Source organism: Paenibacillus sp. 1A_MP2, from assembly GCF_052244825.1.
Classification (GTDB): Bacteria; Bacillota; Bacilli; order Paenibacillales; family Paenibacillaceae; genus Paenibacillus; species Paenibacillus vandeheii.
On the sequence record NZ_JBQQCS010000001.1, the window covers coordinates 4,318,846 to 4,342,638 of the forward strand.

A 23,793-nucleotide genomic window follows, 5' to 3' on the forward strand; every position below is an offset into this window, starting at 1 on the left:
TTTATTTAACCGAAAGAAATACATGATTGCAACGCTATTCTTCCTTTCCGCAAAAAATGTCTTTTGTGTAATCACTAATTTCTATATGAATTTTCTTCCAATAATAAGGGTATGTACATCCCTTGAAACATGATATATTTACAATTCAGAAAACGCTTTCAATACTTTATTTGGAGGTGATCCCATTTTATTGTCACTTAACTTGTGACGTGCTGGGCTTGTTCCCAAAACAGACAGGAATGATAAACTATTCTACTATTCCACAATAAAGGAGATTATGTTAATGAACAAAAACCGCAAATCGGTCCTCTCACTCACTATCGTAACAGCAATGATCCTGTCCTTGTTCTCATCCGCCATCGCCTCTGCTGCTACAGATGAGACGGTTCAGACAAGTGCTGCCGCAGCTCCTACTAATATTCAATCCTACGTTACTGCGATGGAGCCGGGCTGGAATCTCGGTAATTCACTGGATGCTGTTGGTGCAGATGAAACGGCCTGGGGTAACCCGCTAATTACTCAGCAGTTGATCCAAAGTATCGCCAATCAAGGCTACAAGAGTATTCGTATTCCAGTGACCTGGCAAGCTCACATGGGGGAGCACCCAACTACACTATTGATACCGCTTACATGAATCGGGTACAACAGGTTGTAAACTGGGCACTTGATGCTAATCTGTATGTCATGATCAACATCCATCACGATTCATGGCAGTGGATCAGCTATATGGAGAATGACCATGCCAATGTTCTTGCACGGTACAACTCTGCCTGGACTCAAATTGCAAACAAATTCAAAAATGCGTCCACCAAGCTGATGTTCGAAAGTGTAAATGAACCACGCTTCACCGAAGGTGGTACAACGAATACTGCTACTGCATACGCGTTGCTGGATGAGTTAAATGTATCTTTTCATAAAATCGTGAGAGCATCGGGGGAAATAATGCAACACGTCCATTGGTCCTCCCAACGTTGCATACCTCTTCCGCTCAACCAGATCTTGATGCATTATCCCAGACGATTGCGAAATTGAATGATCCTAACCTTATCGCTACAGTCCACTACTATGGCTTCTGGCCATTCAGCGTAAATATTGCTGGGTATACGAAATATAATGCTGAAGTGCAAAAGGATATTACGGATACCTTCGACCGTGTGTACAATGCTTTTACTGCCAAAGGCATTCCGGTTATCGTCGGTGAGTATGGCTTGCTCGGCTTTGATCAGCACACAGGCGTCATTGAGCAAGGTGAGAAATTGAAATTCTTTGAATTCATTGGCCAATACCTCCGTTCGAAGCAAATGACCACCATGTTATGGGATAATGGACAGCACTTCGGCCGTACCAGCTTCACCTGGTCTGACCCTGACCTGTATAACACGATGAAAGCAAGCTGGACAGGTCGTTCGTCCACTGCTGAATCCGATCTGGTATATCTGAAAAAAGGGGCTGCAATTCAGGATAAAACCGTAAAACTGAATCTCAATGGCAATACATTTAGTTCTCTTGTCAATGGTAATACAACCCTTGTGAATGGAACGGATTACACCATCAGTGGTGATGTGCTGACATTGAAATCCAGTCTATTGACCAGACTGACCACTTCCGGCAATCTTGGCGTCAATGCCAAGCTGACCATCAAATTCAACAAAGGCGCAAACTGGAACCTGAATATCATCAAGTATGATACGCCTAAACTGAGTAATGTAACGGGCACAACGAGCTCATTTGCGATTCCGACTACCTTTAATGGCAATCAATTGGCCACCATGGAAGCAACGTATACAAATGGAGGGAACGCGGGTCCGCAAAACTGGACTTCATTCAAAGAATTTTCCTACACCTTCAGTCCGAATTACAGTAATAACGTGATTGAACTGAAACAAAACTTTTTCAACGAAACGAATAATGGCGAAGTCATTCTTAAGTTCCACTTCTGGAGCGGAGACATCATTACGTACAAAATTACAAAGAATGGTTCCAGTGTTGTCGGAATCTCTTCCTAATAGGGTTTTACAGCCCAATCTATAGCAGATTGGGTTTCACGAAACGTTTTGTCCAGGGCACAGGGCTCTGGACAGAACGTTTTTCATTTTTACGTGGTTAAATCCCACTGGCGATAGGAGAGCATGATCAGGCGACTTCGCCGCCTCAGTCTTTCGTGTTGCGGTTTACAATAAAAATGAAACATCTCCATTTCGGCTGTGAATGACATATGTTGCTCCCAGGCCTTTATATACAAGCCCAACACGAGCCCTATTGCTGGAAACGACATAGAGTTGTTGCGGACACAAGGTGCGACACAGCTCAATATCCTGGCAGCACTGTGGCAAGTTATTTTCGAAGACAAAGGCGTTTTTCACAACGAATTCGGGCGGAAACTGATTACGGCCTGAAGTGTCCTGAATGGAGCACACAGTGACTGCACCAAGTGCTTGAAGTTGTTTCTTCTCCTCTTCACTGTGGACAAGTACAACAACTGCAAATCCCCTCTTCAGTAATACCTCCACAAAATTCTTACCCGCCTCACCATATCCTGTCGATACAACCATCATTACTTCATCCATTACCGCCAACCTCGCCTTCACATCAGATCCTGCAAATGCCGTCTGGAGTATGTTATGTGCGAATCATAGTCCTCTATCCTTATCTCCGCAATTCAACTGCATTGGAATTCTGCACTGTTCTGATTCATTCCTGGGCATTCGGGTGAGCGTTTCTTATTTAAACTTCTCTTTTCGCTGTCATGCGCCATGTTGCTCGGTCTATCATGAGCGGAAGAAAATATCGAGTTATTCGAGTCCAAAACGCAGATATATCTCTCATTAATCGCTTACATGTGTGCATTCCAAACCAAAAATCGGTAAAACAGGCCTTTTTTCAATGGGGATTTATTTTACTTCAGCTTCAAATCAGTCGTAACATAATCGGCAGTATAGTGATAACAATAAGGTGATTTTGCCTATGGAGGTTGGAACGGTGATTGCAAATCCGCTCCTTTCTGATGCAATATGCCCTGACGTATTATTCTTTTTGACACCTTCCGTTTTGAAGAAATGATACATAAAAATGCAAATAAACCCTGGTGATATACACCGGGTCTCTTTGCATTTTCTGACCTGTTTTTTTCAATTTTTCTCTTATTGCGGTTCAGTAAATTTCACAACGATTAGTGCTTCCCCATTAGCTTGGACAGGGCCTGTGAAATTAGCCATCGCCTGTTCAATCCGATCGTTCCCATGGGGAATGAGCACAGGTGTAATCAATGGAAGTCCTGCAGCCTGAATGGCTTCCATGTCAAATTCAATCAACAGTTGTCCTGCGGTTACGGTGTCGCCGCTATTCACATGTGCGGTAAAACCTTCCCCCTTCAATCCAACCGTGTTAATTCCAATATGCACTAGCATCTGAACACCCGTTTCATGTTCCAGAATTATTGCATGTTTGCTCTTGTTCATCACATGAGCGATAACGCCGTCAAAAGGTGCAAATACTTTACCCTCAGAAGGCTCGATAGCGATCCCTTCTCCCATATGCTTTTCCGAGAATGCAGGATCAGGAACCTGCTCCAAAGCAACGGCTGTGCCTGTCATCGGTGAGGCAATCTCCAGGATACCTACTTTTGTACGATGGTTCACAGCCAGGCTGGCAGATGGGTTTGACTTTTGCGCCGGAACTTCCGACTTGTTCTCTTCTTCTGCATGGCTCGATACTTCCTCCGCAACGGGCTGATCCTTATATCCAAAGAACCAGGTAAGTGCAAAGGCAATTCCCATAGCCACCACATTGGACAAAATGTACAAAGGCAATTGACTGTTCAGATACAGCAGAGTTCCCGGAATAACCGTCACCGCCATACCAGTACCTTGCAAGTGGAACAAGGATGCGAGAAATCCACCAACAGCGCCTCCAACAAGCCCCATGATAAATGGTTTCATATACCGCAAGTTAACCCCGAAGATAGCAGGTTCGGTAATCCCAAGAAATGCAGAAAATGACGAAGGAAGTGCGAGTGCTTTCAGCTTCGTATTTTTGGTTTTCAACCCCACCGCCAGACAAGCCGCTCCTTGTGCAGCCATAGCACAGGTAATAATCGCGTTGAACGGATTAAAGCCCGTTTTCTCCAGCAATTGAATCTCCAGAAAGTTAAAGATGTGATGAACACCGGTAACGACAATAATTTGATGAAAGAAACCAATAATAATACCCGCAATACCAAATGGCAGTCCCAATACGGCAGTCGTTCCATGCAGCACCCACTCCTCCAGGGAATGGAATACCGGGCCGATCGCGAAGAGTCCCAACGTAATCATGACCGTCAGCGTAATAAAAGGGGTAAGAATTAAGTCCAGTGCCTCCGGTACACGTCTTCTCAGAACTTTCTCAAACTTCGCTCCGATCAACCCCACGAAGAACGCAGGCAGCACGGAGCCCTGATACCCGACTACCGGTATGAACCCGAACATATGCAGCGGTTGTGCCGATCCATCGGCCACAGCGTACGCATTTGGCAGCGCCGGATTCACAAGCATCAGACCCAAAACGATACCCAGAACCGGACTCCGCCAAATACGCGGAACGCAGACCAAGCTACTAGTGCAGGAAGAAATGCAAATGCTGTATCCGTCAGGATCTGAGTAAATAGCAGGAAATTGGGCGAAATGTCTTCAGGTGTTGCACCAAATAGCGAAAGAATTTCATTCTGAGTGAGCATCCCCCGCAGCCCCATGAACAGCCCCGTTGCCACGAGCACAGGAATAATCGGTACAAAAACGTCACCAAACGTACGAATGGCCCGTTGAAAAGCATTGCCTTCCTTTTTGCCCTGACTCTTCACGTCTTCCTTGGAAGTTCCCTCGATCCCCAGCTTCTCTACCTCTTCAAATATCCGGTTTACGGTTCCTGTTCCGAAAATGATCTGATACTGGCCCGAGTTGAAAAAAGCACCTTTCACTTTGTCGATGTTCTCGACCTGCTTCTGATCGATCTTGTCCTTGTCATTCACCATGATCCGAAGACGTGTTGCACAATGTGCAACTGACGCGATATTTTCTTTGCCCCCGATGGCACGAATAACGTCCTGGGCAATCTGCTGATTATCCGACATGGTTCTTCATTCCTCTCACGGTATACTCTAATAATCCCACTTTGATGCCTGAAATTCTGCCTTGCCTGCCTGTGCAAAGAAGCGAATCTCCACACTTTCCTTACTAGGGAAGATACGGCTTGTGAATACTTCATCTCCATCATTGACAAAGATCTCAACGGAAGAAGAATCCACAAACATATGAATCTTAAGCACGTCTGCATGCAGTGCGCAGCGCCGCACATTTCCATTCCGCTCCGCGAGCGGGGCGCCTGATTCGGAGCGATCCAGGATTACTTTCTGTGCCAAGCGATCATACTGCAACACAGTCTTCTCTTCTGCGCTTGCCCGGAATTCAATGCCTACGGTCTCGGCGTCAAAATCACGGATCTCACATTCCAACTCATAAGCAATTCCAGCAAAGTCCGCGAAGGATCGGGTCTCATTTTCCAGCGTGAATTCCATATGATTCCCTTCATCATCCCCGCGAAGCTTCACCATTTCAGTGACAGGCTGCTGGATTACCTTGCCCTCCCGAAGTGACAGCTGCCGCGGAATTGTCAGGCAATGAGCCCATCCACTCTGGTCTGTCGGATACTCCAAATCCGGGAGCCCCATCCATCCCACCAGAATTCGTCGTCCATCCGGCGCCTGCATCGTCTGCGGGGCATAAAAGTCAAATCCGCAATCCAGCTCCTGAAACGGACCATGTTCGAAATGCCTTGTCTGAAGATCCAGTGGTTCGCCAATCAGATAGCCCGACTGAAAAATGTTCTGATACTCATCTCCCTGACTTTCTATTCCTTGAGGAGAAAAGATCAGCACACCCTGACCTTGCAGCTCCATATAATCGGGGCACTCCCACATGTAGCCAAACTTCGGTAGCCCAGTATGAATCTCTCCAAGAAACGTCCAGTTTCTGAGATCTGACGAGCGATATAATACTGTGCACCCGGTCTCATCCACGCGCTGGGCTCCAATCACACAATAATACGTGTCCCCTGCTGCCATACTTTTGGATCTCGAAAGTGCTCTGTGTACCCAGAAGGTACATCGGAGATTACAGGTTGATCCACTTTGGCTATTGAACCGCTTTCATCCATAATCGCCAGACACTGATACGGATGCCTGATCCACTCTTGATCTCTTGTATTGCCTGTGTACAGCAGATACAGTTGACCTTCTTTTTCAATAGCACTGCCCGAATACGCCCCATGTGAGTCGTATGTGTCACCCGGCTGAATTCCAATTCCGACTTCTTCCCAGTTCACCAGATCCGTTGAACGGGTATGATACCAATATTTCATTCCATGCTCGGTCCCGAGTGGAAACCACTGATAGAACAAATGATAATACCCCTGATAATAAGAGAATCCGTTAGGATCGTTAAGCAGTCCGGTTATAGGCTGGATATGGTAATTCTGTCTCCACGGACATGCTGAGATCAAAGCTTCCAGCTTGCCTATTTCTCCAGGCTCTGCCTGCTCGATTCGTCTGTAGCGCTGCTCTCTAGTCATTTTCATAAAAAGTGTTCTCCATCCTCGCGAAAAGTAAAACCTAAATTAGAGGAACCGGTTCCAATATACTTAAAAAAATAATTCCATATGGCTTTGTCGCCTGCACCGTGTTCCCATATCCGCATTGGATATTTGGTGTGGAACCGGTTCGATGGAATTATCATATAGGATTCATTTATATCTTGTCAACGCTTTCTCGTGGAATAATCTCTACATCAAGGATCGTGCACTGTTCCACTGGCTCGCCTTTAACCAGACGAATAATGTGCTGGGCCGCCACTTGACCTGCCTCAAAATAATGATATTTCACCGTCGTTAGCGTAGGATGAATCATCTCGGTAATTTCATAACCACCAAATCCGGTAACCGAGAGATCCTGGGGAATTCGTACCTTGTTGGAAAAAGCAATTTTCATCACACCCAGTGCGATATTATCCGTTGCGCCCACAATAATGGTTGGTTTGCTCTCTTTCATAATCGTTTCTGCGGTAACGATAGCTTCGGACATTTTGAAGCTTGTCTCATAATACGTCACATCACATCCGCCACATTCGTCAATTGCACGCTTGAACCCCTGTTTGCGATGAATACCCACCGCCTGATCTTTCTCGGTAACACCCATATAGACGATCTTCCGATGGCCTTTTTCCACAACATGCTTACCCATCTCATACCCCGCCTGATCATCATTATGAACCAGACTGTGCAGCTGTTTATGCTGCTGTCCTACTAAGAGGACCGGAATCCCGATGTCTTCAACGGCTTTCAGATGTGCATCGGTCACTTCGGCGGCTAGCAGAATAATGCCGGACACTTTTTGTCTGGCAAAATCATATATTGCATCAATCTCGCGTTGCATATCCTGGCTCGTATTCGCGATCAGCATCTGATACTGATTATTTCTTAATTCTTCATCGATGCCAATCAATGTCTGGGAGGTTGCAAAGGAATCCAGACGAGGAACAACCGTTCCAATAATACTGGTTTTTTTGGCTTTAAGACTCTGTGCAAACGTATTGGGTACGTAATTATATTGTTTAATAATGCGCTCAATTTTCTGCCGTGTATCTTCACTAACCGAGCCACCATTCAGGAAACGAGAGACTGTACTCTTCGCCACGCCTGCCATTTGGGCGATATCCGAAATCGTTTTATTCATAATTTCTCCTCTTATTCACATTCGCATGCATTCACTTATATTATACTTCGAATGGCAGACCCTTGCGAATACTATTCCCTTGAAGCTATTAGTAAATCACACAGGACACTGGAAGCAGATGTATAATGCGTCACGGTAAAGCGTTATTGATGCATGGCATTAATTCAGCTTCTTGCAGACAAGGAACATGAGATGCTAGTATAACTTCAATTCGTAACGTGCATCATGAAATACAGCACAGAACATCATTATTCATACAGGCTATGACGGAAAGAGTACGCGGAGTTATCGTTCATTACAGGGACGCGGTGCCGAAGACTGAGAGCACCCGAAAGGAACATGCCGCCGAAGTTCACTCCCGAGCCGATTGCTGAAGAGCTGCTCCTCAAGGTCCAGCTTCTAGGACAATCCGTTCCTTGCGTTAAAAGGTCAAAGTGAGAAACAGATCGGCTGTATTCAAACAGCAGGACCGTTTCTAATTAGGGTGGTACCACGGCTTCTTCGTCCCTTACGGATGAAGGGCCTTTTTGTGTTTTTTTGCATAAACCTATATTGAAGGAGTGGATCAGAATGGATCAAAGCAAGAACTTGGAACAATTAAGAGGCCGATTGAGTGAAATTAACCATAACCTCCTGCACTTGTTGTCAGAACGGGCCCAAATTACACAGGAAATTGGTCAAATCAAGGAAAAACAGGGTGTACCCAAGTTTGATCCGGTTCGCGAAAAAGAAATGCTGGAGGAACTGACTGCGGCTAACCCGGGGCCTTTCCAAGACGATGCCATCAAGCTCCTGTTCAAACAAATTTTCCAAGCCTCCCTGAACCTTCAGGTCGACGAACACAAGAAACAGCTGCTCGTTAGCCGCAAAAATCAGCAAGAAGATACGGTCGTATCCATCGGAAACGTCAAGGTAGGTGCAGGCAAACCGATCATGATTGCTGGACCGTGCTCGGTTGAAAGTTACGAGCAGGTACGCGAGGTCGCCGCAGCGCTGAAAGCAGCAGGCATTACCGTGATGCGCGGAGGTGCATTCAAGCCTCGTACTTCTCCATATGACTTCCAGGGACTCGGAATCGAAGGATTGAAAATTCTGAAGGAAGTTGCCGATGAGTTCGGGCTGAAGACCATTAGTGAGATTGTGCATCCAAGTCATATTGAACTGGCTGGCGAGTATATTGATGTGATCCAGATCGGTGCCCGTAACATGCAAAACTTTGAACTGCTCAAGGCTGCGGGAGATGTAAACATCCCTATTCTGCTGAAACGCGGGTTGTCTGCAACCATTGACGAATTCGTGCATGCTGCGGAATATGTTGTCTCTCGGGGTAACAAACAGGTCATGCTGATTGAACGAGGCATTCGCACGTATGAAAAAGCAACCCGAAATACACTCGACATCTCTGCAGTGCCGATTCTGAAACAGGAAACCCACCTTCCTGTACTTGTGGATGTCACCCACTCTACCGGTCGCAAAGACATTCTCGCTCCTTGTGCCAAGGCAGCTCTGGCAGCGGGTGCAGATGGTGTTATGGTCGAGGTTCATCCAAATCCGGCGGTGGCCCTCTCGGATAGCGCACAGCAATTAAACATCGAGCAATTCAACCAGTTCCTCACATCTGTGAGACAATCGGGGTTGCTGAAGGATCAATAAGTTAATTAACAAACAATAAAAGCCTGACTAAAATGTGTGGTCATACAAATGCTGTATGAACACACATTTCTCAGGCTTTTGATCATCTTAATTTCCTAGCAGGAGTCTCTGTTCCAGTACATGACACGCAGCAGCTTTGACAGTATTCTCCCTTTCCTCATACTTCAATAATAATGGGCAGGATCATCGGTCTTCGTTTCGTCTGAGCGTAGATGTAATGACCGATCTCGTCTTTCAGCTTTCTTTTGATCACATTCCATTGATTCGCTCCGCTTTCGGTTAGTTCATTCATCTTGTTTTGAACCAGTTCATGAAGCTCTTTCATGAATTCCTCGGAGTCTTTCACAAATACAAAACCTCTGGAGATAATCTCGGGAGCTGTAACCATATGTTTCTCCGTTTTGCTTAGCGTAGTCACAATCACCAACATTCCATCGGAGGACAGTTGCCGGCGGTCACGCAGAACGATATTCCCGACATCGCCCATGAGCAGACCATCAACCAGACTGTTGCCTGAAGCAATTTTGGGACCCGAAGAAGCAACACCATCTTGATACTGAATCATATCCCCATTATTTACGATAAATACATGATCTCGTTCAATCCCCACAGACTCCGCGAGCTGTCTATGCTGATACAACATACGGAACTCGCCGTGAACAGGAATCAGATAATCAGGCTTCATCAGGGTCAGCATCAGTTTGAGTTCTTCCTGGCTACCATGTCCTGATACGTGCATGCCTGCTGCGCCGCTTGAACCATAAATAACGCGTGCACCGAGCACATACAGATTATCAATGACATGCGCAAGATTGCGCTCGTTTCCCGGGATCGCACCAGCGGCAATGATAACGGTATCTCCAGGTGCAATCTTCACATGAGGATGTTTGGAGGCAGCCAGGCGGGATAATGCAGCCATCGTCTCACCCTGACTTCCCGTACAGAGCACAACGACCTCATCAGGTGGAAACTGGTCCGAATCGATTGCTTCAATGAGCAGCCCCTCAGGTACATTAAGGTACCCCAGTTCACTGGCAACGGACACCACATTGATCATACTTCTGCCCAGCAGTGCCAACTTACGCCCCGTTTCGAATGCTGCATTTACAATCTGCTGTACCCTGCTTACGTTGGACGCAAAGGTTGATATAAATACTTTTTGTTTGGCACGAATGAACGCATCCAATATGTGATCACCAACGACACGCTCGGAAGGCGTGAATCCGGGCCTCTCTGCATTGGTGCTTTCGGACAGCAGTACGTGAACACCTTGTTTGCCAATCTCGGCCATACGATGCAGATCGGGATATGGCCCATTAACAGGTGACAAATCAAACTTGAAATCCCCGGTATGGACGACATTGCCGCCTGGTGTCTGAAAGAAAATGCCGAGACAATCCGGTATGCTGTGACTGGTTGCAAAAAAAGAAACCTCAATGGCACCCAGCATAATACTGGATTTGGAGTCAACCGTATGGATCTCCGCTTTGCGCAGCAGCCCATGCTCTTTCAGTTTAAGCTCAATTAATCCTCGTGTTAGTCTGGACGCATACACAGGGATATTGATTTGTTTTAATAAATAAGGAATGCCTCCAATGTGGTCTTCATGTCCATGAGTAACCACAAGCGCTCTCACCTTGTCCTGATTTTCCAGCAGATACGTTACATCCGGAATGATAAGATCGATCCCCGGCAGGGTTTCATCCGGAAATTTGGAACCACAGTCGATGACAATGATGTCCTGATTATACTGGATGAGGTACATGTTCTTGCCAATTTCATTCAATCCGCCAAGAGCAGCGATATACAATTTGTTGTGGGCGAGATCCAAATCGGATTGATCCTCCTCTGCGTTGCAATAATGACAACAATAATGCGTTGCATTTTTTTATGTATTTTTAGTATGGAAATTTTGACCCCAGTTATGCATCGCGCAGCTTTCTTCCCCATACAAAAAGGCCACAGCGAAGGGTTTCTCCACTGTGGCTTGCATTATCTGATTCATGATTAATATGATGACAAGCTAAACGAAAGACTTATCGCGCTGAAGCAAAACTTCCTGCTCATACGTTTTGATCTCAGCAATCCACTGTTCACGTACAGGCACTTGTTGCTGAGCACAATAATAATCCCAAATCGCGCCGAAAGGATAGGACTTGAACTCTTCCGTCAAAGCAAGGCGAAGCGTATAATCCCCGGCCAGTTCAGCTGATTTCAGGGCATCCACAGGTTCCAACATTGCACGTAGCAGTGCTTTAATCGTATTACGTGTGCCAACCACCCACGCAGCAACCCGGTTGATGCTTCCATCAAAGAAATCGAGGCCGATATGTGTCGTTGGAAGCAGATCATGACGTACCAGTTCGCGGGCGATTTCCAGCAGCTCATCATCCATAATGACAACATGGTCACTGTCCCAACGCATTGGACGGCTGACATGGAGCAGAATACCGCTGGTAAACAGCGCCAGCGAAGACAGTTTGTTGGATATCACTTCCGTTGGATGAAAATGTCCGGCATCAAGACAGATTAACGTATCATTTTGCAGTCCATATCCCATATAGAATTCATGTGAACCCACAACATACGCTTCGGAACCAAGGCCAAAGAGCTTGCTCTCTACCGCATCCAGATGATACTTCGGATCAAGCTTCTCAGCAAATACTTCATCCAGCGAATCCTTGAGCCGTTTCCGCGGTGTCATCCGATCGATCGGATTATCCTTGAACCCGTCCGGTACCCACACATTGGTTACACAGGTCTGACCCAGCTGCTCACCAAAGTAAGCGCCAATGCGGCGTGATGCTTTGCAGTGATCGATCCAGAACTTGCGAATCTCCGGATCAGGGTGACTTAGCGTGAATCCGTCACTTGATTTTTCATGAGAAAAGCAGGTTGGATTGAAATCCAGACCGAGCCCCTGTTCTTTGGCCCATTTTACCCAGTTCTCATAGTGCTTTGGCTCAATCCGATCCAGCTCCACTTGGTCGTCCGTATCCGCGTAAATCGCATGCAAATTAACCTTATGTTTGCCGGGAATCATGGAGAATGCCTGCTCCAGGTCTGCCCGAAGCTCTGCAGGCGTCGATGCAGCCCCCGGATACTGTCCTGTAACGGATATTCCGCCCGTGAGTTCCCCGTCTTTATTCAGAAAGCCTTTTACATCGTCCCCTTGCCAACAGTGGACAGACACTTTGATCTCCGCGAGTTTCTTCAACACTTCATCCGTATCAATTCCATGCTGGGCATATAATGATTTGGCTGCTTCATATGCTTGCTTGACTTGATTTTCCATGTGCGAAAACCCTCCTTATTATCGTGTAAATGCTGCCGGCACACCGCCATCAATGGTCATCATGCAACCGGTTGTTTTTTCCGATCTGGAAGATGCGAAGAAGGCAATGCCTTCCGCAATGTCTCTTGGATAAATATTGACGAGCAAAGTTGTACGTTTACGATAGTACTCTTCCAGTTGGTCCGGTTCGATGCCATAGGCTGCTGCACGTTCATTTCTCCATGAACCGTTCCAGATCGCTGAACCTTGCAGGATGGCATCCGGGAGAATTGTATTCACACGAATGCCGTATTCCCCACCTTCCGCGGCGATGCAGCGAGCCAAATGAGCCTCAAGCGCTTTGGCGGAGCTGTAAGCAGAGGCACTTTTACCCGCATAAACCGAGTTTTTGGACCCGATAAATACCATACTGCCCCCAATCCCCTGCTGTTTCATCAATTTGAAGGCCTCACGCGCCACAAGGAAATACCCCGTACCCAGCACACTCATATTCAGGTTCCATTCCTTCAAGGATGTTTCGTCAAATGGACTGGAGGTGGCCAAGCCCGCATTGTTCACGATGATATCCACTCCGCCATATTGGACAGCAACTTCGGCATATGCTGATTGCACGGCTTCCTCATCGGTTACATCCATCTTCAATGCATATGCGCGATTCGCACCATATTGGTCGTTAATTTCCTGAGCTACCTTCTGCGCTCCTTCAAGGTTTAGATCCGCGAGAACGACATGTGCCCCTTCGGATACCAATCTGCGAGCCGTTTCACTTCCAATTCCACCGGCACCCCCGGTAATGAACGCCACTTTGCGGGAAAATTCGGTCTCTGCCGGAGCAAGCGATAATTTGTACAGCTCAAGCGGCCAGTACTCAACATTGTAGGATTCATTGGCGCTGAGGGATACGAATTGGCCCAAACTTGTCGCACCACGCATCACGGCAATGGCTCTATGATACAATGCCCCGCTTACCTGGGACAGCGCCCAGCTCTTGCCTGTGTTAATCATACCCACACCCGGGATGAGAATGACACGAGGCGCAGCTTCGAACATCACGTCACCTTCGTTTTTATTGCTATCAAAATACGCTTGATATTGTTCTTTGTAGGCGGCTACGCCTTCCACCAGCTTGGACTTCAGCCCTTCGATATCCTCCGCGTCCGGTGTCCAATCAATGAATAGAGGTACCACTTTGGTGTGAACCAAATGATCGGGGCACGCCGCGCCCACCTGTGACAGCTCTGGTGAGTCCACTCCTCCAACAAAGGCGAGCACATCCTCCTGATCGTCAAAGGACAAAATCATTTTTTTGCTATCCGATACCGCTCCCCGAATGGTCGGCATTACTTTGGATACGATCTGACGACGAACTTCTGCCTCAAGCGCGGGATGTTTCTCTCCGCCAAACAGGCTTTCTTCGTCAACACGTGCTTCGATGAAGGCTTCCGCTTCATTAATTATTTTGATCGTCTGCTCGTAACATTCTTCGGAGGTTTCTCCCCAAGTCACAAGTCCGTGCTTCTCCATCAGAACCAGTTCGGCGTTTGGATTTGAGAATACGCTTTCAGCAATCATCTTGGATAGTGTGAATCCGGGACGCACATAAGGAACCCATACAAATCGGTCCCCGTAAATCTCTTTCGCCAGTTCTTTTCCGTTATCTGCACAACACAGACTAATAATTGCATCCGGATGGGTATGGTCCACATGTTTATATGGAAGGAACGCATGCAGCAACGTCTCAATGGACGCACGTGGATGTTTGGAATCGATCATGCAATGTCCCAGATATTCAACCATCTCTTCATCCGACATGGATTCACGTTCGATTAATGGACGAATGTCTTCAAGTCCAAGGCCTGTAAAATGATTCGCCTGCATAGAAGCGAGGTCAGATCCGCTGCCTTTTACATACATCACTTCTATATCACGGCCGCGAAAATCTTTCACCGTCGTTTTGGTAGACGTGTTACCTCCGAAAATGTTACAAACACGACGATCTGCACCAATCAGATTGGATCGATAGACCAGTTGCTCCAGTCCGGTTGTTTTCTCCGAAGCCTGTGATGAATTCCATAAACTCTGTACCATTTGTTCCCCTCCGATAATGTTTGTTTTATTCCTAATCAGAGTTTATCATCTTTGTTTTGTTTTGAAAACAAAAGATTTTAAATATAAACGGAAAAATTCAAAAGGAGGTTGTTCTAATGATTCACTATTAAAGAAACACCCTGACGTATTGGTCAGAGTGTTTGGGTGAGATTTTATCCTCAAAAGAAGCTTGAATCCTTCTCGGTAATTGTTGGAACCTTGTATGGAAAGATAGATCCTAGTAGATCCCTGCTTTTTGGGATGTATTTTTAATTCCATAGGTGTCGTTAACGACCGTGTTGCCAAAGCTTGTCAAACTTCCGTTAGGGCCCGTAGCCAAATCCAAATAGCTCAAATCAGAGTTGTTGCCATACCAGGACCAAGCGAGCCAGCCTACGCCTTTTTCCTGACCATATTTCATGATCGCATATTCATCGACATCCCCGTTCGTGTGGTATCCACCAAACTCACCGATGATCAGGGCCAATCCTTTGTTCAGCACGCTTTCCATGTTGGCTTTGACGGTTGCCGCATCTTTACCGGCATATTCATACATGTGAATGGAAAATACCGTGTTTTTTTGTGAATCTGCTGCAAATACACTTTGTCCATAGTCCACGATGGACTGTGGGTACTGCCCCAGCCGGCTGCATCCACAATCAATGTATTGTTAATACCGGCATTTCTTAACTTCGGAATCGCCTTTTTGTATCCATCAGCCCAGGCACTGCCGTTCCATGTTCCATACCATTCATTCGCGATATTTACGATAACCCTGTCTTCTTTGCCAATGAGTGCTTCCTTGATGCTAATCCAGTAGTTCACCACTGCATCCAACGAATTATAGTCATCCTTACCTGTTGCATCATGTACTTCAAGCACCGCAATCATTTTGTTTGCGCTTACAACATTAATGATGTTTTTAACGGAGTTCAGATCGTCTTTTGTGTACTGTACACCATTGGACAGCACAATTCGTACGGTGTTGGCACCTGTTTTGGCAATCGCAGGGATAGCCGTGTTCAGATCATTCTTAAACCAGGAGTGTCCATGATTGACACCTCTCATAACAAATGCCTTGCCTGTGGAATCGTACAATTTGCCCCCACTTACATAAAATCCTGTAGCAGCAGACGCTTTGGGCGCAGCACTTCCCAGAATTACTAACATAAGTGCAGCAATTACGGTAAAGACTGTACACTTTTGCAACTTGACCATTCGTTAGAACCTCCCACATTTTTTTGTTTATTTCAATTAACCCTGCTCAAGGCAATAAGTTAACTAAAATCAAAAGTAACTCATAATCATAAAAGGTTATAAATACAAATAAATAACTTAATATAATATAAATGTTTTAAATTTATTTACCTTATCGTTAAGGTTATGGAAATATAATAAAATGAAAACGCTTACTGGTCAAGTTATTTTTCCATGATAAGGAATTAATTTAGCCCCACAGCAAAGAGAGTACCTCATTCACCGATAAAAGAAGTGAAAAGGTACTCTCTTTGTTCTATGGAAGGTCAATGAACCTTATCTGCGCCGGGCAAAATCTACAAATCTGAACTTGTCCGGGCGATGCCTCGCCTCTGTGAACTGGAACTGGCTGGCATTCTCCAGGTAAACCTGGCTTCTGACTACAACTACATTATGGAACCCTTCCAGATCAAGCAATTCCCTATCCTCAGCAGTTGGCTCCTCCACCAATATTTCCTTTTTCGCAAAAGAAATGGTTAACCCCAGCTCTTCCTCAATGTACTCAAAGATAGAGTCATTACATATTTCCTTGCTCAAACCAGGAATAAGTCGCTGGCTTATATGATCCTTGTCCAGAATGACATGTTCCCCATCCACTTGGCGCACACGTCTGATCTCCCAGACCTTTTCATTCAGACCAAAATTGATTTTTTTGAACAAGGTCTGATCAACCTTTTTTCTTCAAAAACCTTAACGTACGTTTTGGCCCGATGTCCCATTTTTTTAGCCAGTTCCTTGAAGCTGACAAGACCTGAAATAGGAAAATCGATTTTACGTATATCCAGTACAATGGAGCCCTTGCCTTGAATTTTCTGAATATAACCTTCTTCAGACAGCATTTTCAGCGCCTTGCGAATTGTTTCTCTGGACGTTTGATAACTTTCCGATAGATCCAGTTCCGATGGAAGCAATGTACCTGCTTCAATTTCTCCAGTCCGAATACGAGCTGCAATATCTTCATAGATTCGGATAAATTTATTATTCATCATTCATCACCACTGTCCATTACCCTTTTTTGTCATATTAGCTACCTATTATAACATTAAAAGTCGAACAACCGATAATGTGGCTACTGAAGATGATGAAAGGATGAATTTACATGTTAATCTATCTACGTCATTCACTCCGTTTTTGACGTGTTAGTATCGGCGTCTATACTCGTTCCATTGTTGTCCATAGTTTGGTTCTCTTCAATAATACGAATCAGTTTGTTCAGTCGGAAGATCAGGGCTGCCGCCTCGGATCTGCTCAGATGCTGCAAGGGACGGAAACTGCCGTCTTCGTATCCGGTAAGCATGTACATTCCTGCAAGCTCTTCCACCTCTTCTTTGGCCCAATCGGACACATCCATCTGATCCGTAAACGCACGACGTGAAGTTGCAGGTTCCGGCTTAATTTTGCGAATAACATTCGCAATAATCTTCGATGCCTGTTCCCGGGTTACGAGCGCATGTGGAGCAAATTTACCATTTCCCATGCCATGTACCATTCCACGACTTACGGCGGCTTCTATTTCTGGAGCAAACCAATCCTGATCGTTCACATCCCGAAAAGCATGCTGATAATCGGCAGATGTGTCCACGCCCATTAATCGTACAATTAGTGCTGTGAACTCCGCTCTTGTAATGGGACGCCGCGGTTCAAAGCGGGTATCACTTACACCTTGAATGATGCTTTGCTCGGCCAGCCATATAATCTGATCTTTATTGAATGTTTGGCCAATATCAATGAATTTGACCTCTTTTTTGACTGTTGTTTCCGATTTCTCATTTAGCTCAGGTTGAGACACCCCGGGTTGAGCATCCTCCGGTTTGGAGGAAGGTGATGGTGAAGCAGCTCCACTTCCGCTTGGAGGTGGATAGGGCAGAGTCACAGCCGTGGCCTGCTGGCTTTCGCTTTTTTCCCGGCTGAATTTTCAGTCCACAATAGTACATCATAGCGCTGCCCACCCGATAATCCTGTCCAGATGTAGCTTCGATCTTTTCCACGATAAATCTCCCGTCCACTACTAGAAAACACGATCGTTTCATTCGAAGATTCCAGATTCCAGTTCAATACAATGCTGCTTGTACTCTGTGCGATTGCTGAAACGGTGAATTCATCGGAGGGCAAAGTCTCGAATTCCGGTACACTGACCGTCTCTCCGTCTCCTGCCTCATTGAAAGGTACAATAGACAAGTTAGGATAGCGCTGGGCACTTTTCAATTCAGTTACATGTATCGACGTTTCCGTTGTTGTCGCAATCAGCTCGTCTCCTTGATAGATGCGGTAGCCTGCTGCTCCAGGAATCATATCCCATACAATATCTGCACCATGCTGAGTGCGTTCTTCCGCTTGAGGTGGAGAAGGAATTTTGCCAGGCAGCGTAACTGCTTTTAGATTGAACCCGGCTTCACTAATACCGGACGCATTTACGGTTTTGATGGTATACACATAATTTACTACAGGCTCAAGCCTCTTGTCCTCGTAAAAAGGCTCGTCAACAGACACTCGGCTAATCTCTGCACCGTCACGTTCAATAATGAATTGTTCAGCTCCCTTGACATGGCTCTTTTCGAACTGAAGTTGAATGCTCTCCTGTGTCGAACGATATTTCACTTCCTTTGGAGCTTCTGGTTTGGTCAATAGCGTATATTCAAGCTTATGAGATGTATCTCCCTGCTCGTTCTCGGTATACAGTTCAATGGAATAGTTGGTTCCACCCTGAAGCAGATTCACGATATACTCTTTTTGTTTGCCTCTATACAGCTCCTTACCATCGATTAAGATCACAAATGTTTCGTTGAGGTAAGGGAAAGCCCACTCCAATCTGGCATGATCGGTCTCTGGATATAGCTTCATCTCAACAGAATCAACATGAGGCAGCGTGAAAAATGGAGCAACTACCACGGGACTTCCGTTACCCGCCGTATTGTATGGAACGATCTGTACTTGATCATATTGGGCTGCGCTGGTAAGTCCATTAAGGGTAACCTCAGTTACTTCGCTCTCTGTAATAGTAGTAACTTCGTCATCCGCTATCATTACAATATACCCATCTGCTCCCTGCACCTGTTTCCACTTAATCACTGCCTTCGTCTCTTCAATCACATCTGGATGCAGCGTTTCTGTAATTGTTGCAGGCAGCGTACGCACTTGAACATCAAATCCCGTATCACTATCTCCTGAAGCATTCGAAGTCTTAACCGTATAGGTGTATCTCTCTCCCGGCTTCAAATCCTTGTCTTCATAAGAATTACTTGCCGCCGGAATACGGTCAATTTCAATACCATTCCGCAAAATAATGAATTGATCTGCGCCTCGGGTGGCGCTGCCACTCAGATCCAGCGTTGCCGATTGATCGGTTACGGCGGCGATACTTGCGGTTTGTGGGGATATGGGCCTGGTTAACAAAAGAACCTGAATAGAAGAAGAACGGTGACCATCTTCATTCATAACAGTAAGTTCAAACGCATACGTGGTGCCATCCAGTAAACTGGCGAGATGGACCGATGGTTCGGACACAGTCTGTATTTCCCCCGTTGTCTGATTGCGAATTTCATATGCGGCGGCTCCCTTTACTGCTTCCCACGACATATCAAACGCATGCGTTCCCTTGGTTACAGTAATCCCATCTTCGGACAGAGGCAGGGTCTGAGTCGTTATACCATAAGTTAGAGACGCCCCTGTACCACTTGCATTAACCGCACGGATCTTATACGTATATTTCGTGCCCGGCGACAAATTCTCATCTACAAATCGAGTTTCACTCGCATCCATGCGAGCAATTTCTCGCCCATTGCGTTCAATGATGTATTCATCTGCACCTTTTACCCCTGTTTTGGTGAAATCAAGGCTAAGGCTTTTTTCCGAAACTTCCAATGCCTGAATTTCAACTGGTTTCTCAGGTAATGTCAGTACGGATACATTCGTCGCTTCGGATGCTGTCCCTTGTCGGTTAACTGCAACTAGTGTGTAGTGATGCATCGTTCCATCCTGAAGTCCTGAAATAAAGGCCGTCAGCTCTGTTCCACGGTAAAGTTCTTTGTTCCCCTGTTGAATTACATACTCCGAAGCACCTGCTATCGAGGCCCATGACAAGGTGGCTTTATGTACCCCCGGTTCAACAACGATTCCTGAAGGCGTCGCTGGTTTGGATAATCGAATCAAGCTGGCGGACTGACCGGTTCCGGACGCATTCACGGCCTGTACTTCCACGAGATACTCCATGCCTGGCACCAATTCTCCAGCCGTATAGGCAAGTCCCGAAGTTCGACCCGCTTCCGTCCCATTAATTTTTACGATATAGGACTCGGCTGTATTTACAGGTTCCCATTCCACCCCAATGCTTGTTTCATCCGTACGCGTGACCGCGAGTCCTTCAGGTCTGGTTGGCAAAGTAAGCAGTTCACCGCTTGTGGCTGCACCATAACCGGCAGCATTTCCGGCCTCCACCTGATACGTATAACGGCGGCTGCCTGATAACTGATGCACTTCAAGCCGTGTATCTGATATTTCATAACTCTGTCCATCAAGAACAACCCGGTAGTTCGTGGCTCCAGGTACTGCATCCCATCGGAGTGTTGCTCCTGTTTCAGTCGGTTGTACAAAGTGAAGACCCGAAGGACTCTCGGGAAGTGTCGTTCCATATGTTCGACTCGCTTGACCTTGCCCACTTCCATTACCTGCCTGAACCTCCAACTGATACATCACTCCCGCAGTCAATCCCGTGATTGCCCATTCATGCGTTCCCGCAGGCAATGTCTCCCTTTTCTCTCCATTCACAAAGACTTCGTATTGCTCTGCACCTCTTACCGGATTCCAACTTAGACGCAGGCTCGTAGTAGTAGCATTATCTATACTCAAGCTTTCAACGGACCCGGGCAATGTCACCAGCTTCTGCAAACTAGCTACTGGACCTTCTCCTGTCTCATTTGCAGCCAGCAATTCATAGCTATACTCTGTACCACTATCCAGACCTGTGTCCACAAACTCCGTTTCCAATCCTTCGTACAATTCTGATCCACTGCGCGAAAGGCTGTAATACGTGGCTGAAGTTACCGTCTCCCATGCCAGAGAGATCTCATGCTCCCGAATCTGAACGGCCGCAAATTCACCAGGTGCCGCAGGCAATGTCAGGAATCCGGCCCTGCTGCTTTCTCCCGCACCACTCTCATTCAGCGCGGTGACCGAAATCGTATGAATGCTTCCCGGGATTAGATTGGTAATGTACGGAATGCTGGAAGAATCGGAGAATGTTTGATCATAAACGATTCTCCCATCCGAAGTCGCAGCCATGATGCGGTATGCAGTAGCCCCTTGAACCGAATCGAAATGCACTTCTGCCAGCTCAGGCTGGGAATCCACTTTTCGAACTTGTAAAGATCCCGGTGCGGCTGGAATCGTTAGTGCACGGACAATTACTGCATCACTTAAGCCAGCATGATTTCGAGCCCTTACTTCATACTCATAGACTTGACCACCACTTAGGGAATGATCATTGAGCGTATGTTTGGGATAATCTACTGTCCACGACTGGCCTGTCGTATGGTTAATAATTTCGTACTGATACCCGTCGGTATACCATTCTCCTGTCGGCAAATCCCACGTAAGTTCTGCTGAGGTCTCATTAATCTGTAAAATGCTCACATTTCCAGGTTGCAGTGGTTTGCGCTGGATCTGATAAGGAGCTGATACCGTCTCGTATGTATTTCCTGCCATGTCCATTGTTTTGGCATGGATGTACCAAATGCCTTCCGATTCGATTGAAACAATATGCTCATTTGTATGAGCTTCATTCCAGTTGTCAGGTGATGTAGTACTGTTGGTCACTCTATACCATCGCGAATTCTCATTGATACCCGAATCAGAATCTGCATATTGCACTGTAGCCGTTATATCCGTGTCGCTCCAACCCTGTCCATTCGGTGTAAACGTAATCGTTGGAGCAACCTGATCGACATGAGCCGTACGGCTAATCTCCTGGCTAACGTTTCCGACAGCATCTCGCGCTCTGGCTCGAATTACCGTGGGCCCGTTTGAACTCACTGTACCTGAGTTTCCTACAATATACGGGGCGCCATTCAAACTATATTCATACGATATGGCATGCTCATCTACGCTGCCAGCAATCGTAAATTGTACAGCTTCCTTGCTCCAGCCGGACTGACTCAATGTAATAACCGGCTCTGTTGGAGCGGTCTTATCTATTCGAATGAATGCTTTCGCTACAGTACTTACATTTCCTACCCGATCAAGCGAGCGTGCATATATTGTGGTTTGTCCTTCCTTGGTAACTTTCACTTCTCCGGTGTAATCGATCCAGGGGCCTTGTTCGTTTAGACGATATTGGCTTTTGGCAAGCCCGCTGCCTGTATCTTCACCGCTGGTTATTTCAAAAGACACATCCTGATTCGTCCATTCATCGTCACTGAGCGTAATTTTAGGCTCCTCAGGCCCTGTCTTGTCGATCCGGGCAGTGGCTGAAGTTGACGCACTGACGTTTGAGGCCCGATCTACACTTCGAGCCTGGATCTCGATTACTCCTTCCGTATGGATGGGAAAAGGCTCTCGATAATCAGTCCAAGTCCCTTCACCTCCTAGCCTATATTGTGTAAGCCCCACTCCACTTGCTTCATCCGTACCTGCCGTTAACGTTACCGTCACTGCCGAATTGGTCCATTCCGGAGGATTCAACGAAATGACGGGAGGTGTTGGAGCTGTACGGTCCACCCGTGCTGTGACAGACGCTTCCTGTCCTGTATTGCCAAATGTATCTATACTACGTGCAATAATGAGTGTGTTTCCTTCAGAAGCAACCTTAAAAGGAACTGTGTATTCCTTCCATTCTCCTCCGATCCCCAGCTTGTATTGTGTCTTCTGCACACCGCTTAAGGCGTCCGAGCCTGCTGTAATCGTAACCAGGACATCCTCCTTGGTCCAAGAGGAAGGATTAACCACTATAGAGGGTGCTGTGGGACCAGTCGAATCCTTCGTGATATGACCCGCTGAGGTAAAAGGAGTCTGTATGCCTTCTCCATTCAGTGCTGCTACATATACGTCATACAATCCGTCTGCAAGTCCAGTTAATACGAGTTCAGTACGAGTTGATGAGGTGGTACCGGATTGAAGTACTTGTCCGACCGAGTTACGTATTTCCGTTTTGTAGTTCGTTCCCGCAGGATTGCCATTGTTATTCCAACTCGCCGTAACGGAGTTACCCAACTGGCTCACAGCTGCCTCATTAGGTGTATTTGCCAGTGTAAATTTGCTAGCTGGACTTGAATATCCCGTATAAGAACCAACCGCATTTTTGGCGCGCACGGCAAAGGAATATGGGGTATTCGGTGTAAGTCCGGTCACTTGCCGACTATTTGATGTACCTGTATCAAAGATCTGATTTGTCGTTACATTTTTCAGTTCATACGTCACAGAAGTATCATTCGCCTTTTTGTCCCAGTTCACCGATAGATTATTAGGATTAACCGATGTAAATGTCGGCGTTCCCGGAACAACGAAACTTTTCACCGTGAAGTTCACGGTCCCCGCTGAAGATACCCCACCCTTGTCATCCATAACCCACACCTGCAGCGTATGTGCACCATCAGCGAGTGTATCCGGCAATGTGTAATTCGTGTTAAAGGACTGATTGGAACCTGTAGCTGTCATCTGTGTCAAAATGTTCTCCGACCCACCGTCGATTGACCATTTGACGGTCAGAAGATCTCCCACATCCGTATCCCGGGTTGTACCGGAAATT

The 23,793-nt window shown here is 46.4% G+C and carries 9 protein-coding genes and 5 pseudogenes; 2 read left to right on the forward strand and 12 right to left on the reverse strand.

From position 1 onward, the window contains the following. Positions 1 to 283 precede the first annotated feature (283 nt). Positions 284 to 2,006 (forward strand): annotated as a pseudogene (locus tag ACTWJ7_RS21075) (cellulase family glycosylhydrolase). A 165-nt stretch (positions 2,007 to 2,171) separates the two neighbouring features. On the opposite strand, the gene ACTWJ7_RS21080 reads toward ACTWJ7_RS21075, so the two are convergent. The 5 genes and pseudogenes from ACTWJ7_RS21080 to ACTWJ7_RS21100 all read right to left on the reverse strand — a co-directional run bounded on the left by ACTWJ7_RS21080 (position 2,172) and on the right by ACTWJ7_RS21100 (position 7,762). Then, positions 2,172 to 2,588, reverse strand: coding sequence for a hypothetical protein (locus tag ACTWJ7_RS21080; RefSeq protein WP_443145848.1), 417 nt, complete (start codon positions 2,586 to 2,588; stop codon positions 2,172 to 2,174). 552 nt (positions 2,589 to 3,140) lie between these two features. Then, positions 3,141 to 3,593 (reverse strand): PTS sugar transporter subunit IIA, encoded by a 453-nt coding sequence (locus ACTWJ7_RS21085; RefSeq protein WP_443146399.1) that lies wholly within the window; start codon positions 3,591 to 3,593, stop codon positions 3,141 to 3,143. Positions 3,594 to 3,716: 123 nt separating this feature from the next. Beyond that, positions 3,717 to 5,107, reverse strand: a pseudogene (locus tag ACTWJ7_RS21090) (sucrose-specific PTS transporter subunit IIBC); the annotation flags it as partial. Positions 5,108 to 5,134: 27 nt separating this feature from the next. Next, positions 5,135 to 6,609: pseudogene (locus ACTWJ7_RS21095) on the reverse strand (glycoside hydrolase family 32 protein). Positions 6,610 to 6,778: 169 nt separating this feature from the next. Further along, the gene (locus ACTWJ7_RS21100) at positions 6,779 to 7,762 is read right to left on the reverse strand and encodes a LacI family DNA-binding transcriptional regulator (RefSeq protein ID WP_301878874.1); all 984 of its coding nucleotides are present in this window, start codon (positions 7,760 to 7,762) and stop codon (positions 6,779 to 6,781) included. A gap of 570 nt (positions 7,763 to 8,332) precedes the next feature. Between ACTWJ7_RS21100 and ACTWJ7_RS21105 the strand changes: the two genes are divergently transcribed. Next, positions 8,333 to 9,415, forward strand: a complete 1,083-nt coding sequence (locus ACTWJ7_RS21105; protein WP_024633852.1) for a bifunctional 3-deoxy-7-phosphoheptulonate synthase/chorismate mutase — start codon at positions 8,333 to 8,335, stop codon at positions 9,413 to 9,415. Between the two features lie 157 nt (positions 9,416 to 9,572). Here the strand turns inward: ACTWJ7_RS21105 and ACTWJ7_RS21110 are convergent, their stop codons facing one another. The 7 genes and pseudogenes from ACTWJ7_RS21110 to ACTWJ7_RS21140 all read right to left on the reverse strand — a co-directional run bounded on the left by ACTWJ7_RS21110 (position 9,573) and on the right by ACTWJ7_RS21140 (position 23,765). Then, the gene (locus tag ACTWJ7_RS21110) at positions 9,573 to 11,246 is read right to left on the reverse strand and encodes a ribonuclease J (protein ID WP_079344288.1); all 1,674 of its coding nucleotides are present in this window, start codon (positions 11,244 to 11,246) and stop codon (positions 9,573 to 9,575) included. A gap of 192 nt (positions 11,247 to 11,438) precedes the next feature. Beyond that, a complete protein-coding gene (gene rhaA, locus ACTWJ7_RS21115) occupies positions 11,439 to 12,710 on the reverse strand; it encodes an L-rhamnose isomerase (protein ID WP_079344287.1) in 1,272 nt (423 codons plus the stop codon). Between the two features lie 18 nt (positions 12,711 to 12,728). After that, entirely contained in the window at positions 12,729 to 14,798 is a 2,070-nt protein-coding gene (locus tag ACTWJ7_RS21120) for a bifunctional aldolase/short-chain dehydrogenase (RefSeq protein ID WP_301878875.1), read from the reverse strand. Between the two features lie 238 nt (positions 14,799 to 15,036). Next, positions 15,037 to 15,968 (reverse strand): annotated as a pseudogene (locus ACTWJ7_RS21125) (glycoside hydrolase family 5 protein). A 363-nt stretch (positions 15,969 to 16,331) separates the two neighbouring features. Continuing rightward, positions 16,332 to 17,044: pseudogene (treR, locus tag ACTWJ7_RS21130) on the reverse strand (trehalose operon repressor). 131 nt (positions 17,045 to 17,175) lie between these two features. After that, on the reverse strand, positions 17,176 to 17,928 hold the full coding sequence (locus ACTWJ7_RS21135) for an S-layer homology domain-containing protein (RefSeq protein WP_443145849.1): 753 nt from the start codon (positions 17,926 to 17,928) through the stop codon (positions 17,176 to 17,178). Further along, the gene (locus ACTWJ7_RS21140; protein WP_443145850.1) at positions 17,925 to 23,765 is read right to left on the reverse strand and encodes a fibronectin type III domain-containing protein; all 5,841 of its coding nucleotides are present in this window, start codon (positions 23,763 to 23,765) and stop codon (positions 17,925 to 17,927) included. Before ACTWJ7_RS21140 ends, ACTWJ7_RS21135 begins: the two co-directional genes overlap by 4 nt. Positions 23,766 to 23,793: the final 28 nt, after the last annotated feature.